This is a genomic window from Paenibacillus sp. PK4536, assembly GCF_028594455.2.
In the GTDB taxonomy this organism is placed as follows: domain Bacteria; phylum Bacillota; class Bacilli; order Paenibacillales; family Paenibacillaceae; genus Saccharibacillus; species Saccharibacillus nuruki.
Genome location: NZ_CP126313.1, coordinates 2212545 through 2229445, shown reverse-complemented (window position 1 = coordinate 2229445; position 16901 = coordinate 2212545). Strand labels below are relative to the sequence as shown.

The window sequence follows — 16901 nt, the reverse complement described above, 5'->3', positions numbered from 1 at the left end:
CAAAAAGCACTATTGTGAAAGGAAGGGATAACTTTGAGCCAATCTTTTACAGGAAAAGATGATCATCAACATCAGCATACAACCGAATTAGAAGCAGATCCATTATTAGTAGCAGATGTCCCTCCTACCGCACCCAAAGCCCCTTCAACAGGGAATGCACTGGTAGACAAAACATTACGTGAAGTGATCCGTTCTGCTGAAAAAACAGCGGGCGAACCACCTACCGAAACCGAAGAAAATGCACTTCCACTTCACTCTCATCTACGAGGTAAAGTCGTTGTAATTACAGGTGGAGCAGGTGTATTGTGCCGCTCGATGGCTTATGAATTAGGACGACAAGGTTGTAAAATCGCGATCTTAAATCGTACATTAGCCAAAGGTGAAATGGTGGCTGCCGAGATTCGTGATGCAGGTGGTGAAGCGATTGCTGTAGGCTGTGATGTGACCAAAGAAGATAGCGTGATTCTAGCCGAAGCTACGGTGATGGCTGAATTTGGTGCTTGCGATATTCTGATTAATGGTGCTGGTGGTAATCATCCCGATGCCAATACAACAGAAGAAGCTTTTCGTGAAGAACATCTGAATGATGTCTCCAAGCAGACTTTTTATGATATTGGACTCAATGGGTTCCGTGATGTATTCGACCTGAATATGATTGGTACATTGATTCCTACACAAATTTTTTCACGGAATATGATCCACCGTGAAGGTGCCACAGTCATCAATATTTCATCCATGAGTGCCTATTCTCCAATGACCAAAGTACCTGCTTATAGTGCTGCCAAAGCGGCAATCAATAACTTTACACAATGGTTAGCTGTTCATTTTGCCGATGCAGGCATTCGAATTAATGCGATCGCACCTGGATTTTTCTTAACCGATCAGAATGCCAAAATGCTCAAACACGAAGATGGTTCGTACAATGAACGTTCTGAGAAAATTATCGCTCATACCCCGATGCGTCGATTCGGCGAACCCAATGATCTACTAGGAACACTGTTATGGCTTGCTGATTCGCAGGCTTCTGGATTTGTGACCGGAATAACAGTTCCTGTAGATGGTGGATTTATGGCGTATTCAGGCGTTTAGTATTTAATTCTACTATTATTTAATGCATCCTATATATGTTCATCATATACAATCACTCAAAAAGCCTGTTCTTTATCCCTGTATGACCATGGGAAAAGAACAGGCTTTGATCATGTGCGTTAACATTTCACAAATCAGCACTTTGTATCATCTACTACTTTGAAGCCGCCAACTTTTTATCTTGTACATAACCTTCATAATCTTCGCGGAAAATAGCCCGACTGACAAAGCCCATAACAATAGCAGCAAGCGTTAACAAGCCTGCAAGTAAATACATATTACTCATCCCAAATGTATCGGCAAACCAGCTTAACAATAACATCGCTATCGCAAAAGTCAGATTACTAAGTACACTCCATGCAGACATCACATTCGGCGTTTCGGTAGGAGTTAGATTCTGCTGAATCAGTGTTCGGCGAATCACGCCTGCAATCTGTACAGGTAAGCCGGATAATCCAATCAAGATCAAGGCTATCCACGGCACTACATTGTATGCAAAAAATAAGGTAATAATTACATACGCGAGCAAGCTAATTAACATGACTGGAAAAGCATTTTTTTGTAGTTTTTTTACACGGGCGACTACAAATATTCCGCCTGCAATCGAACCTACAAAAAAGGAAGCATTCATAAATCCCCACCAGCGTGCATCTTGATGTAACACCTGTACCACAAAAGCCAGTACAAATGCACCGATCCAAGCTGCTCCGCCCAGTGTATCTATATTATCAATAATCGCTAACATTCGAATACGCCGATTGCGTCCCAGTACTTTCCAACCTTCCGATAATTGCTCCCAACGTGAAGCTGACTGTTGTGCTGGCGACTCAGAGACCACTTCTGTGGCAAGCGTATCCTCATCTGTAATAGCAACTACCGCAGGTTCTTTACGTGGAGAAGCATAAGGATCTCGGATAAAAGCAGTAAAGATCATCGCTAACAAATAACAAACAGCTGCAATCCACATCGTTGGAATCGCACCAATAATCGCCACGATAAGACCACTCAAAGCCCAACCTGCACATTTGATAATCTGATCGCTAATCGACATGAATCCATTTGCTTTCATTAATCCTTCATCATAAGCTAATCGTGGAATCAAAGCATTGCGCGCCGGATCTGTCCAACCATCTAGAAAAGACATACCGAACACAATAAGAAAAATAATCACATAAGCAGGAGTAGCTGTACTATTTAAATAAAAAATTAAACTTGCAAATAATACGAACTGCCCGAATTGCGATCCTATTAATATAGAAGTCAGACGATATTTCGATAACACCAATGGAGCAATCAACCCACTAACAATTTTGGATAACATGCGAAATAAAGGAATTAGTATGGTGGTCACAAGCGAACCTGTAGCGGTAAAAACCAGTGTAATCAGACTCAGTAAATAAACAATATCTGCGATATTAGAGACCGTCTGTGTCCCCCATAACATATAAAATGATTTTCTTATCAACAACTTCGCTTCCTTTCATATCATATTGTATGTATATTCAATTTTCATTATAAATAATGTATAAAATAAATTTAACTAATTGTAAAAATGTCCATTATTTAGTATATGATTTTCTTTTTTAATTTGTCAATTTTAAGTATCACAACCATGTGTTATATTATGCTACATTCATAAACGACTTACAAGAACATATTAGACTATTTTATACTTATTTTCTATATAAAAATAACGTAATTAAGTAATATAAAGAAATAAAAAAGACTTTTACTGCTCTGATGGCAGTAAAAGTCCTTTTTGGTATATCTTAATGATGGTTAAGCTAGGAATCAATCTTTATACGGATCAAATTCATTCGCACCTGCCATACAGACACCGATCGGTCGAAGTACATGCAGAATATCTAATGTCTCATGATGAGCATCCAGTACAGTTTGCAATTGACGGTAAGCAAACGGACTTTCATCTGTATCAGCTCCACGCAATTCGACGCCAAAATCATCGACAGCGGCTTTCATCTGTTCACGGCTAATTTGTCCACCTGAACGTGTACGTGTTTTCCAGTTCATTTTCCCTGCGGCTTGTGTACGACTCATGACTCGTCCAGCTCCATGAACTGTACTATAGAAGGAATCTTTATTTTCAAGACTATCTTTACCACGCACAATCACCGAGATATCCGCCATACTTCCACCGATAAATCCTAATTGACCTGGCGCTGAAGGCGTAGCACCTTTACGAATCACAATCGTTTCTTGATCGTTATGCACTTCTTTCCATGCAAAATTATGATGATTATGCACTTCAAAATCAGCTTCTGCACCCAACATATTCAGCACTTCTTGAATCACATAATCACGACCTGCATACGCATAACGCCCGGCAAGCTTCATCGTGCGGTAATACATATCTCCTAATTCATCATTCATATTCAGCAGTACAGGTGGTTGATCCATATGTTCACCTGGTGCTTTGGCTAGAAACTCTCGTCCTGCCGCTAAATTAAGAAATCCACTAGCCGTTTTGTGACCGAATCCACGACTTCCAAAATGATTCCCAATCCATAATTTTCCCGTTACCGGTTCAACAAATAGATCGACATAATGATTACCACTGCCTACCGTACCTAATTGATTACGAGCTAATTCTTTTAATAGATTATGGGTTTTAAGATCACCTGCTGTTTTGTACACATCCCAATTGGGATCATCGAACAGTTCATGATCGACTTTGTTCTTATTATTACGTCCGACTCCGAAAGAAATCGTGTTTGCGATGTGATCCATAATGTTGCTAATATTCGGTAAGACATCTGCCGCCATGAGATTGGTACGGACAGCTTTATTGCCACAGGCGATATCATAACCTACACCCGATGGAGAGATTTGCCCATCATAAGCAACGACTCCACCAATCGGTTGACTGTATCCTTTATGATGATCCGCCATTAATAATGCTTGAACAACTTGACCCGTTTGCGCACAAGTTACTGCCTGACTCAGTGCACCTGCATCGGGTTCACCCCACACTCGTACACCCTCTATCACTTGAAAAGCCATTGTATTCACTCTCCTTAACTACTTCATTTGAGATAATTTCAATCTATAATTTATGCCTACAAAAATCATCTATAATCGTGGATCAACCGCATCCGATTCTAACGATAATGCAGCTAATACACATTCATGGATCTGCTCCAGACGATCACGCCTTACAAAACGTTCTACCGATTCTATACTTAGCGCAAATTCCATCAAAGCATGACGTTCTTTTTTACGCGTTTTACGTTGTTTGAGACGACTTAAGTTATTCGGGTGCAAATAATCGATGCCATAGATCATATGCAGATATTTCTGTCCTCGCACTTTGATCGCTGGTTGAATTAGTTGTTTGCGATGATGCATTATCATCTTCTCTGGCTTGATCACAATACCTTCATGTCCGTCTTCTGTTAATTCTTGCCACCATTGTATAACGTCTTGTTCACTATTCTCATCGGTGATCATTTTATACTCTGTCGCCATAAACCAGTTACTATATTGAGCTAATTCTTCAGCATGCTTCATGTGCCACTCATGTGTCTGATCCATAAAAGCTCCTGTACTATGTGCCAAAATATGAAAAGGAGCGATCCGTATCCCTTCCATGCCGTCGGTATCCCAACAATACTGCTGGAATGTTTCTCGGAAAATAGTGGCATTTTGCTGTTTGACCGTCCATTCAGAAATCCAGTCACTCACTGTAGCACCAGTACTTTGAGCTTTGCGTAATTGATTAACGATATAATCTCGATCCATTGTAGCCGCTTCAGAGACATGTCCATATTGAGAAGCAATCAACTCACGAGCTTTCAGATTCCATGGCACAATCTCTGTATCCATAAGAACGAAATCGGTCTGATACTTTTCAAAATAACCGGCTTCTTGTAGTTGCTGTTGCAAAGTTAATAACACTTCACGTTCTAACTCCATCTGGAAAAATGCTCTGCCTGTCCGTGTATAAATCGTTCCATGCAGAGGTCTACCTATATAAGGAATAGCCGCTTGTTCATCACGGAATAGTAATACAATCGCACGACTGCCCATATGCTTTTTCTCAGCGATCATCGTACTCACTTCTTGCGCACGATAATAAGCGATCGCTTCGGCTGGATGTTCCAGATAATTCTCTGCGACTGCCGCCAATGGAGGTGGTGTCATCGTTGGTGGAATATAGATTAATTCTTCTAACGGAATCGTATAATGTGAAATTGTATCTAAAGCTGTTTTGACAAATTCACTGCGTACTTTTACTTCTCCATAAACCTTAGTCTGAACCGTATATCCGTCAATTAGACGTGATAACGAAGGCGGAGCAAATCGTCCTTCTTCCCAGCGAACTAGCGGGCTGTTCGGATCTTGTGCATAATCAGCATACGCTTTGACACTCATAAAAGTCTGCTCAGGATAACGATATCCTGTCAGCATGCCACCAAATACAGCACCTTGATCAATATTGATCGTCTGATTGACGGTTGTAGGCTGTGGACGAGGATCATGTCCCCATACAATCCATTCCCCTGATGTATGATCGGCAAACCAGTCTTTACGAATCGGTTTGCCAGCTTCATCTGTTCCATCAATATCACCATAACGGCAATAATCATCAATACGTTTGGAATCTTTACCGATGAAATCATCTCGAATCCCGGCATGAGCAACGACTAATCGTTGGACTCCATGTTGTGTAAAGACTAGATGCGAAGGTGTGGATAACAACATGTCTTTCAATTGTTCTTTTAATATCTTTGTATCTTCTATACCATGAATCGCTTCATATTGTTGGAATGCTTCAATAATCTGCTCATCTCCATGACTCATTGTTACCTGTCTACCTTCCAAATAACGAGCGATTTTCCAACCATGATTACTATCGACCATCCATGCCAACTTTTCGGTCAATTGATTATGCCAAAATATCATTGTCTCTAGCGACTTCGGTCCACGGCTCATAATATCGCCAACAGATACTAACTTGCGTCCTTCCGGATGACGATATAATCCTGCTGAATCGGCAATATATCCTAAGCGCTCGATCAATTCGATCATTTCATCATAACAACCATGAATATCGCCTATGATATCAATCCCTGTTGTCAGTTCGATCAGCATATGGTTAGCAGACCGTTTCCATTGTAAATCTGCATATTTATGCTCTTTGATAATATATACAGAGCTGAATCCTTCACTTCGCAATCCTTTGATACTTTTTCGGAATTGATGAGCTTGTTGCTTGACCCGTTGTCGTCCTCGTGGATGTTCACGATGTTGATCCCGTTCTATCAATGTCTGTTCAGAAATATCCAGTGCAATCAGTATCACAGGTACATGATATCGCTTGCCCAGTGTAATATAGACTGCTCGATCTTCAGGTTGTAAATGTGTAGCATCAACAATCGTTAATTTATTTAAGCGACAGCGCGCGATTAATAGATCTTGCATCACTTTAAAAGCTTGATCAGAAATGCGTTTATACTGCTGATACATCACTTCTCCTTCTTCACGAGAAGGTCGCCGCCAATCAATATAATCTGTATCGCCAACCATTTGCCTAAATTGATCAGAGGACAGACTTTCATGCTCTCCAATATATTGTTGTTGCTTGAGTTGCTCAATTAATGTACTTTTTCCACTGTTGGATGCACCCATTAAGAGCACAATCCCAGCATGAGGAATCGTAATCGTGCCGGAAGATGAATCACTACGTTCTTCTGTCATTTGCCTGTTCATAGGTGCTGTCCTCCTATTCTATGAAATACAACCATTTGGGTAGGTTGTCCATACTGTTCATGTTTTTCCCCAATACCTGAAAGGGTAAATGTATACGGTCTATCTTGAATCCACTGTGTGCAATATTGCTCCAATTCTGCTCGTGTCCATTCAAATCGGTGATCGGTATGACGAATCTCATCTTTGCCCATCTGATAGACTTCATTATATTCCCGATTCGGTGTCGTCATAATTAAGGTCTGTGGACGGTAATCTGTGAATAACGTGTGGATGACTTGTGGCAATCGGACTTCATTGATATGCTCGATCACTTCACATAAAATGATCACATCTTGATCGACCCAACGTTCATCACGATAAAATAAAGACCCTGTAGTTACCACCGGAATAACATAATCAGTACGTCCTTCTAATTTGGCAAATCGGTCAATCGCTCGTAATTGAGACTGCATCGAAGGCTCTACTGCCCAAATCTGCTCTACCCCTTCGATCTCTCCAAGACGAACAGATAACTTCCCTTCACCTGCGCCAAAATCAACAATTTGCTTATGCTGTGGCAATTGGCTAACTTGTTCGACGATTGCCCGATAACGTAATTCATTCAATCGAATCACAGGAGGTTCTGTCTGATTTGAATCGTATTGTTTGTCCTGATCTTCAGATAGTTCTGACTTCATTTCACTTGCTTCTGCTTGATGTGTGGATAATTCCGTTGATACATTGGTTATATCTTCATTTTTTGCTACTTTTTGCTCATATTCTTTAATTAACGGAGCAAATCGTAGACTGCGTTTGATAATGAGATCATGCTGTGGATGTGTGGATAACCAGCCTTCACCGTAACGTTGCAATCGCTCAATCTCATCGTCACTAATATAATAATGTTTATAATTATCAAGAACTGGAATCAAAATATATAATTGGCGTAGCATGTGCTGTAATGTCTGTTGCCCGCTAATCTGGATATGACGTACAGTACTTCGATTTTTGAGATCAAATGAATAATCGATCTCACCACGCTCCATCTGCACTTCATAACCAAGCGGTTGAAATAACGATTCAATCATAGAATCAGGCAAATCGGAAGCGACTGGACCCATACTCATGTGTAAAGTAAAAGGATGTTCCACCCAATCTATATAATCCGCTTTGGGCTTACCGTTAAGTGCTGTACCTAATGCTGGACGTATATAACTACAAAATAAGCTACTCACTACCAATTCACGATCGTTAATATATTGAGTAATATCATAATGATCGGGACTTCCTTTGACCAAATCAATCGGATCAGGGGTCACAAATAACAACACTTCGGTTTCTTCCGGCTGGAAAGACGTATACACCAGTCGTATTCTTGCACCTTTTTCGGTACGATCATAAAGATTGTTTGGATTTTTGGCTAATAAATGCGAGATCATACTTGCATGTGTTCCAGTAGCTTTGATTGTTAAATACATATGTATTCCCTCCTTCAAATTCAGCTTTGTGGTTGTCTGGCTACGATTTCTACATAAAAAAAGACCGCAGACTTATTCGTCTACGGTCTCGACAGTGCTATTTACACTGGAATCATTATACGGTAAGACACAACTTGATCCATCTGCCATGTATGAGCTGGCAAAAGGTACAAGCGGTAATCTATAAGCATATGTATTCAGCAAGAAAACAAATCTTGCGAGGTCCGATCAGAATGATAAGTCGTTATAATACGTATCCAATGATGCTGACTCTGATAACGTGGTTCGTCTGTATATAGATTCAATAGCGTCAAATTGGGATTATAACTCATCTTCTCGCGACCTCCTTTTCATGTATGGGTATTACCTATTTTTGTGGTGTATAGAATACATTCAGGTCTTCCTGCCTGAATTGTGAACATCATATAACGTTTTTCCAGACAATGTCAACATGATCTTTATTACGTTATCCTACAGCGTAAATAATAAAAACCAAAATATAAAATACAACAGCTACGCCAAAACTTCGAATCGCCCACTGAATTCTTTTCCTTTTGCGCTCCATATATGCTTGTATTTCAGCATCATCATTACGCCTTCTAACACCAATTTCTCCAAATCCTCGACTGCTTAATATAACAGACAATACCATAAACAATGTGCCAATCCATGCCAGTGTGTTAATTAACAAAATATCTCGTCCTTTTCGCAATTACGCTTTATTTGGTATACATTATTTCAATTCCCTGTTTAACATACGTAGATACTATTCACTTGGTAACCATTTTTTTAAAGTTGTGTTCGAATCGCTCGTTGTGCCAGTTGAGTGATCGTTACATCATCCATCGGCGGGTTATGCAGTCCAAAGCGTACATCGCGATATAATCGTTGCAATGGATGACTCATCGCTAGACTATGAGCGCCGACAATACGCATTGCTTGATCGGTTACAGAGATAGCGGCTTGAATCGCTACTGTTTTGACTGCTGCAAGATCAGGGCTAATCCAATTCTGGTAATCCGAAAATGATTCTTTTCCAGTTGATGCTGAATGCTCTTGTTCTCTATCCCAACGATTCGCTACAGCATACATAAAGTGACGTGCTGTGGTGAGTTCAAGCTCTAACTGCCCTAATTTCTGCTGGATATGAGGTAAATGAATAATCGGCTCGTTGACACTATTCGGTTGATATGTTGATGCAAAATCGAGCGCATGTTGTCTTGCCGCTATCGCTATTCCTAGATAACTGGCTGGAATATTCATCATATATGCACTTAATTCCCATTTACGCGGTTGATTGGGATTCACATTTGGACGTATACCCACACAAGCTTTAGCAGGTAATATAACGTTTTCTAATACTAGATTGTGACTAGCCGTTCCTCGCATTCCTACCATATCCCAGACAGGATCTATCGACACACCTTCTACAGTACGTGGAATCAGAAAATCAGCTACATTACCATCTGGTTCAAGCGTGGCTGAGATCAAAAAATAATCAAGCATCGGTGACATCGTTGTAAACGATTTTCTGCCATTCAATACATAATTCTCTCCTGAACGAGTCGCTTGGGTCTGGGGCTTACCTCCACGTGAAGGACTGCCTGTTGCCGCTTCCGAATCCGCTCGATTGATTAAAGCACCACGCTCAACCACATCACGGCATAAATCAGCAAAAACCTCTTCATCCCAAGCCCGACTTTGTGATAGATTAAACATCGAAATATGGTGCCAACCTATCGCAATCGCTGTCGGTGCATCCACTTGTGCGATTCGCTCCTGACATAACAAAAAGTCAGTCAGTGAAATGCTTTTCCCACCATACTCTGTAGGAACCGAAAATGTATGATACCCTGCATCTTTGAGCGCTTGGATCAATTCTGTATTTAACTGATTATGTTCATCCGCTTCTACTGCTCCATCTGCATACTGATCTGCTATATCTCCGATCCATTGAACCAATGCCTGTTGCTCCGCAGTCACAGCAAAATAATTCTGTATATTCATCATCCTATGCACCTCATGTTCAGATTGTATTATTCCACATTTGCAAATGATGCACGTATTTCAGTAGGTGAACCGTTGCGATATTTTTTAAACGTACGACTGAAATAAGAAATATCGTTATATCCTGAAGCCATCGCGATCTCGGCTACCGTCATACTGCTATTGAGCAATAAATATTCGGCTCGATTAATACGTACACGATTGATATATTCAGTCACTGTACGATTCGTTAATTCGTGAAAAAGACGGCTAAAATGAAAACGACTTAACCCTGCCATTTGAGCCAATAGTTCTACAGGAATCTCCTCTGCATAATGCTGTTCGATATGTTGCAAAATCGGCGTAAATCGTTCTAAATTCTTAATTCGGCTATGATGATTTTGCCAGTTCGAATCTTCAATTACATATTGACGTACAAGCATCGTAAGCAAGCGATACATATTAGATTTGATCGATAACTCATACCCCAAATGACGTGTTTTGAATTCATGTATAATCTCGGTCATACACTGATCAAGTGCAGGATCTTCTGTAATATAACTTTGAAAAAGTAAACGATTCTGCGTCATCGGTGTAATAAATTTGGTCTCGACCGCATCTTGAGAAAGACTTTGTAATGAAGACAGATCCGCAATAAGCGCATAATAAACCAGATGATTACATAGACTTATTCCATGATGCAGATCGTTACTATTCAGCACAATCATATCTCCTGCATGTACATGAATCGGTACCGAATTACATTCTATAATCGCTTCGCCTTCTTCAAAATAAAGAAACTCCATATGAGGATGCCAGTGATGCGGGAAAAGAATCTGCCCGTACTCTGAAGAATGGCAAAAATTCATTTTGATTGGAAAATAAGGATCAGGCATATTCATCGGTTCTTGCAAATCTACAGGCCAGTTCATTTCCCTACTCCTTTACCAGCAAAATGCACATTCACCTTGCTTTTCTTTCTTTATTGTATCATTTCAAATCGCACAATAGTACAAACAAACCGCACACCGCTTCATGACCACTGTGACGATCCATTATATAATTTCAACAAAGCAATATTTTTTACCAGAGAAATACATATTTCATACTATTTCAACCTAAAGGAGACTATCTATGACAGCCAAAATTGGAATCGGTGTAATCGGTGTAGGCAGTATCTCAGAATTTCATTTAAAGCCTTATCATAAGCATCCAGATGTACAGATTATCGGTGTCTGTGATCTCAATGCAGAACGTGCAGAGACAGTCGCTAGACAATATGAAGGCGCTACCGCTTATACAAACTATCAGGATCTGCTGGATAACCCGGCTATAGATGCTGTCAGTATCTGTACATGGAATAACAGTCATGCCGAAATTAGTATCGCTGCTCTACAAGCAGGCAAACATGTACTGGTCGAAAAGCCTCTTTGTCGTACGGTCGAAGAAGCAGAACAAGTACAAGCTGCGGTAAAGGCGTCAGGCAAATTACTACAAGTCGGATTTGTGCGTCGCTATGATGCTAATGCACAGATGTTGAACCAATTTAGTCAACAAGGAGACTTCGGCACTATTTATTATGCCAAAGCTTCTTATATTCGTCGTCTTGGCAATCCAGGCGGTTGGTTTAGTGATATTGAACGTTCCGGTGGAGGCCCTTTGATCGATATTGGTGTACATGCCATCGATCTCTGCTGGTATCTCATGGGGCGACCTGAACCGTTATCGGTGAGTGGGAATACGTATTACGAACTCGGTAATCGAGCCAATGTAGAACATCTATCCCGTTATCAAGCTGCGGATTACGATGCTACTCAGAACAATGTTGAAGATATGGCAAATGCAATGATCCGCTTTACCAATGGCGCTTCATTAATAGTAGATGTAAGCTTCAGCCTGCATGCCAAGCAAAATGAAGGCATGATCAAATTGTATGGCACTAAAGGTGGTTTTGAAGTCGATCCTGCGGTTCATATCACCACTGAAAAATACAATACAGTTCTCAATATAGAACCTCAGACCGATCATAAAGATTTTCAATTTGAACAAGCTTTTGATAATGAAATCAAGCATTTTATCGACTGTATTCAGACAGGTAAGCAACCACTAAGCCCTGTTGAAGATGGTGTACAGATGATGCGGATGCTTACAGCTATCTACGAATCTGCCAAGCTTGGCAAGGAGGTACGATTATGAAACTTGGACTGAGCACCTATAGTCTACACGGGCAATTAAGTTCGGGCGCAATGAATGTAGTGGATGTGATCGATTTTGCCGCAGATCATGGAGCTGTTCATGTGGAGATTGTACCTCTAAGCTATAATTTGACCGAACAGCCTGAACTGATCGAACACATTGTTCAGCGAGCCAAAGAGCGAGATATCGAAATTTCTAATTATGCTATTGGAGCTAACTTTCTAACCGATAGCGATGAAGCCTATGAGAAAGAAATACAGCGTGTGATGGATGAAGTCAATATCGCCCATCAATTAGGAGTCAAATTAATGCGTCATGATGTAGCTTCATCCACAGACGTATCGATTCAACACTTCAATCAACAATTAGATCGTCTCGCTTCAGCTTGTCGACGTATCGCAGATCATGCACAGCAGTATGGCATCACGACCAGTGTAGAAAATCATGGTTTTTTTATTCAACAAGCTGATCGTGTACAAGCACTTATCCAAGCTGTTGATCGTCCCAATTATAAAACAACACTCGATATCGGCAACTTTTTATGTGCCGATGAAAATCCAATCGCAGCTGTTCCTCAAAATTTGCCATATGCTTCGATGGTGCATGTGAAGGATTTCTATATTCGTCCTGCTTATCGTCATCCAGGTGAAGGTTGGTTTACCAGTACAGCCGGACAATATCTACGTGGAGCGATCATTGGTCAGGGTGATATTGATATGTGGGAAGTACTGCGGATTGTAAAGCATTCTGGATATGATGGATATGTTTCTGTGGAATTTGAAGGATTAGAAAATGACTTGCTTGGTGCTCGAATCGGACTTGAGAATGTACAAAGAATATGGGACGAGGTGTAATGGCATGGTCACAACATTAGGCAAGATTGGTGTTATCTCTGATAGCTTTGGTCTAGGACTCAAAGCCGATTTGCAAAAAGCAAAAGAAGTCGGCGCAGACGGTGTACAGATTTGGGCAACACAAGGTGAAATGGACCCTGATCACTTAGATGCACAAGCTCGTGTTGAACTCAAACAATATTTGGCTGAACTTGGACTGGAAGTGTCTGCTTTATGTGCAGATTATGGAGGTCACGGATTCCGTAATGAAGCAGATAATGTCTGGAAAATCGAAAAATCCAAAAAAGTCATGACGCTGGCACTTGAGCTAGGCAGTCCGATCGTAACCACTCATATCGGTATTGTGCCTGAAGATGAGAACGATCCTATGTATAAAGTGATGCAATCGGCGTGTAATGAACTGGCTGCTTTTGCTTCTGCTTTAGGCGGTTATTTTGCGATAGAGACTGGCCCTGAACCTGCATCACGTCTCAAATCTTTTCTCGATTCTTTAGAAAGTAAAGGCGTTGCAGTCAACTACGATCCAGCAAATATGGTGATGGTTACCGGTGATGATCCGGTGCAAGGTGTATATACATTACGTGACTATATCGTGCATACTCATGTCAAAGATGGCGTTCGTACACGTGAGGTCAATCCGCATGATGTGTATGGTGACCTGAGTCATGAACAGATCGCTGCGATGAATGATGGAAGTATTGGATTTAGCGAGGTTCCACTGGGTAAAGGAAGTGTTGATTTCCAAGCGTATTTTGCCGCCTTACAAGATATCGGGTATACCGGTTATCTGACGATCGAACGTGAAGTCGGTGACCAACCGGAGCAAGATATTCGGCAAGCCGTTTCGTTTATTCAACAATACAAATCAACTCAATAATTAAGCTTGATTAGGATAAATATGAAAGCCTTTAAATGATCGATTAATGATCTTTTGAAGGCTTTTTTCACCTTTTAGACGTTTAGATCAATTGTTGCAAATTCAGACTCACTTGTACCACTTTATGCTGTGGTTCATGATTGCCTTTGATCTGTGCATGCACTAACTCTACAGCTAATCTCGCTATCGTTCGTTCATCTTGCTTCAAGTACCCGATACCCGGCAATTCTGGATTATCAAAAGAAATCAATTCTACATCCTCTGTCTTTCCCAGTTCTACCAGTGAAGCATATGTTAATTTGGCTGCTTCTGCACTTAAAGCCAGTACAGCAGTCACCTGTGAATGGTGATTCATGAAATGGGTAATATATTCTTTTCCCTGCTCATTACGCAAAATATCCAACGGAATATGACACCATAGATTTTTGTCGATTGAGATATGATGATCGATATATGCTTTTTCAAAACCCGATGTACGATCTTCAATGACGGTATTCGTTCGATCCGGTGAAATTAACGCGATATGACGATGCTTTTTGCTCAATAAATAGACAATCGCTTCATAAGCCGCACTCAAATTATCTGAAGTGATTCGGAACGTCTCAATATTGCGTAAATAGCGATCCATAAACACAAATGGAAATTTATCCAGTGATAATCGCAATAACGACTCATTGTATTTCTCATCCTCTGTTGGAAATACTATCATCCCTTGCACTCCGATCGACAACAGCCGAACAATAGCTTCTGTCTCATTGCTCGACGATTCACGTGTAATATGAAGGATCAATTGATAACCCAATTGCCCTGCATAATATTCTGTATAATCAATCATTTTCTGGATGACACTGGTCTTCATTGTAGGAATAATCAGACCAATCAATGGTAAATGGGCAGTAGGTATACTGGATGATCCCCGTTGATGATGCCCGGAAAGATATTCTGATGGCGTATGATTACTCTCCTCTTGCTCATTCCAACATACAAATGTACCCTTTCCTTGAATACGGGTCACCCATCCTTCTTCAGCTAATCCAATCAACGCATTTTTCACTGTAATCTTACTCACTTGATATTCATCCATAATCTCTTGCTCGGAAGGCACACGATCTTTGTATCGTAATTCCCCTGAAATAATCTTATCTTTGATCTGCTGTTTGATCTGCTTATACAGTGGCATTTTCTTCATGTCTATTCTCACCTCCGTCATCAAATGTTTACATTTTTTATAGCATAGCACTTTTATTGTAAACGTATACATTTTTATTTGGAGCTGATTATAGCACATAAATATACTTTTTATATAAAACATATTTTTATTAAATTTATAACCAATTGAGTATATAAATTCTAAAATTTGAGCCGTATACTACAGGAATAAAGCGTTTACATTTTAAATTTGGAGGTCAATTATGAAAAAATCAGGTATCTTACTTTCTTCTTTGCTACTGGTGACGACCCTTTTATCTGCTTGTGGTAACTCTACTGATTCTTCTTCTGCTTCAGGTGGAAGCGGAGCCAATGACAAAGTAACGTTAACAGTTACCCACTATATGGTGGAGAAGCCCAAAGTCGATACATTTAAAAAATTAACCGACCGCTTTACGGAGTTGAATCCCAATATTACGTTCGATGTGCAAGTCATGCCTGTGGATAAATACAATGACAATATCAAAATGAAAGTGGCTGCAAGCGATGTACCTGATATCATTTTTGGTCGTCCGCAAGGTATGGTCGATATTACCAAAGCAGGTGCTTTTCTAGACCTGACCAATGAACCTTTTATTCAAAAAGTAAATAAAGATTATCTCCCCAACGTTTCCTACGATGGCAAAGTATACGGATTACCTACTGACCTAATGACCAACGCTGTCATCTACAACAAAGATTTATTCAAAAAAGCAGGCGTAGAAGTTCCTAAAACATACTCTGAATTAGTGAAAGTAGCACAAACGTTACAATCCAAAGATATCACTCCTTTTGCCGCTTCATGGAAAGATGGCGCTTCATATATGAGCTTTATGTGGCCTGATATGTGGGGTAATTTGCTTAAAGACAATCCTGATTATGCAGGCAAAATGATGGCAGGCGAGACTACTTTTGCAGCGATTCCAGGTTACAAAGATTTCTTGACTCGTGTGAATACACTTAGTTCTTTTGCTAACAAAGATGCTGCTGATATTGATTACGATCGTTCGCTTCAGTATTTTGCTCAAGGTAAAGCAGCAATGGATATTATGGGTAGCTTTGCTATTGGAACGATTCGTAGCTATAACCCTGAAGGCAATTTCGGTGTCTTTATGTATCCAGCAACAGATACGCCTGAGAACAATGTCATGACTTACTCTACAGATGATACATGGATGATCGGTGCTCAATCCAAAAATCTAGATGCCGCTAAAAAATTCTTAGAGTTTATGGCATCTGATGAAGGTGCTCAAATCTGGGCAGATGGCGTACAGACACTAAGCGCAATCTCAGCAGATATCAAACCAGCCAAACAAGATCCAATCTCTGAAGAATTTCAAACGATCTTCAAAACCGGCAAAGTTGTTAACAATCAGGTTAAACCTCTCTGGTACGGACAATATGATGATACATGGCAAAAAGATTTAACATTCTTCCTTGTCTCTGATCCTGCAACACGTAGCGTCGATGAATTGCTACAAAAATTAGATGCTGATTTCGCTCGAATCAACAAAATGAATTAAT

13 protein-coding genes are annotated in these 16901 nt (G+C 40.3%); 5 read left to right on the top strand and 8 right to left on the bottom strand.

The window, feature by feature from the left end; translation table 11 throughout:
- Positions 1–186 precede the first annotated feature (186 nt).
- Positions 187–1089 (top strand): SDR family oxidoreductase, encoded by a 903-nt coding sequence (locus PO903_RS10085; protein WP_069326868.1) that lies wholly within the window; start codon positions 187–189, stop codon positions 1087–1089.
- 154 nt (positions 1090–1243) lie between these two features.
- Here the strand turns inward: PO903_RS10085 and PO903_RS10080 are convergent, their stop codons facing one another.
- The 7 genes from PO903_RS10080 to PO903_RS10050 all read right to left on the bottom strand — a co-directional run bounded on the left by PO903_RS10080 (position 1244) and on the right by PO903_RS10050 (position 11194).
- Positions 1244–2554: an MFS transporter gene (locus PO903_RS10080; RefSeq protein WP_273593329.1), complete on the bottom strand. Its 1311-nt coding sequence runs from the start codon at positions 2552–2554 to the stop codon at positions 1244–1246.
- Between the two features lie 326 nt (positions 2555–2880).
- Positions 2881–4110, bottom strand: a complete 1230-nt coding sequence (locus PO903_RS10075) for an RtcB family protein (protein ID WP_273593328.1) — start codon at positions 4108–4110, stop codon at positions 2881–2883.
- Positions 4111–4179: 69 nt separating this feature from the next.
- Positions 4180–6819 carry a polynucleotide kinase-phosphatase gene (locus PO903_RS10070; RefSeq protein WP_273593327.1) on the bottom strand — a complete coding sequence of 880 codons (2640 nt, stop codon included), beginning with the start codon at positions 6817–6819 and terminating at the stop codon, positions 4180–4182.
- Positions 6816–8276: a 3' terminal RNA ribose 2'-O-methyltransferase Hen1 gene (locus tag PO903_RS10065; protein WP_273593326.1), complete on the bottom strand. Its 1461-nt coding sequence runs from the start codon at positions 8274–8276 to the stop codon at positions 6816–6818. The genes PO903_RS10070 and PO903_RS10065 overlap by 4 nt, the downstream gene beginning before the upstream one ends.
- Before the next feature lie 466 nt (positions 8277–8742).
- Complete coding sequence (locus PO903_RS10060) at positions 8743–8967, bottom strand: hypothetical protein (RefSeq protein WP_069326710.1); 225 nt, start codon at positions 8965–8967, stop codon at positions 8743–8745.
- Positions 8968–9065: 98 nt separating this feature from the next.
- On the bottom strand, positions 9066–10283 hold the full coding sequence (locus PO903_RS10055; protein ID WP_285097457.1) for an acyl-CoA dehydrogenase family protein: 1218 nt from the start codon (positions 10281–10283) through the stop codon (positions 9066–9068).
- A gap of 29 nt (positions 10284–10312) precedes the next feature.
- Complete coding sequence (locus tag PO903_RS10050; RefSeq protein WP_273593324.1) at positions 10313–11194, bottom strand: AraC family transcriptional regulator; 882 nt, start codon at positions 11192–11194, stop codon at positions 10313–10315.
- A gap of 202 nt (positions 11195–11396) precedes the next feature.
- Between PO903_RS10050 and PO903_RS10045 the strand changes: the two genes are divergently transcribed.
- Genes PO903_RS10045 through PO903_RS10035 form a run of 3 tightly spaced genes read left to right on the top strand, consistent with a single transcriptional unit; the run spans position 11397 to position 14189 of the window.
- Positions 11397–12458, top strand: coding sequence for a Gfo/Idh/MocA family protein (locus PO903_RS10045; protein WP_137221206.1), 1062 nt, complete (start codon positions 11397–11399; stop codon positions 12456–12458).
- Complete coding sequence (locus tag PO903_RS10040; protein ID WP_273593323.1) at positions 12455–13312, top strand: sugar phosphate isomerase/epimerase family protein; 858 nt, start codon at positions 12455–12457, stop codon at positions 13310–13312. The genes PO903_RS10045 and PO903_RS10040 overlap by 4 nt, the downstream gene beginning before the upstream one ends.
- Positions 13313–13316: 4 nt before the next feature.
- Positions 13317–14189, top strand: coding sequence for a sugar phosphate isomerase/epimerase family protein (locus PO903_RS10035; RefSeq protein WP_273593322.1), 873 nt, complete (start codon positions 13317–13319; stop codon positions 14187–14189).
- A gap of 82 nt (positions 14190–14271) precedes the next feature.
- Here PO903_RS10035 and PO903_RS10030 read toward each other — a convergent pair whose 3' ends face one another.
- Complete coding sequence (locus tag PO903_RS10030; RefSeq protein ID WP_273593321.1) at positions 14272–15378, bottom strand: GntR family transcriptional regulator; 1107 nt, start codon at positions 15376–15378, stop codon at positions 14272–14274.
- 223 nt (positions 15379–15601) lie between these two features.
- Here PO903_RS10030 and PO903_RS10025 point away from each other — a divergent pair, with 223 nt between their 5' ends.
- The gene (locus PO903_RS10025; protein WP_069326718.1) at positions 15602–16900 is read left to right on the top strand and encodes an ABC transporter substrate-binding protein; all 1299 of its coding nucleotides are present in this window, start codon (positions 15602–15604) and stop codon (positions 16898–16900) included.
- Position 16901 lies beyond the last annotated feature (1 nt).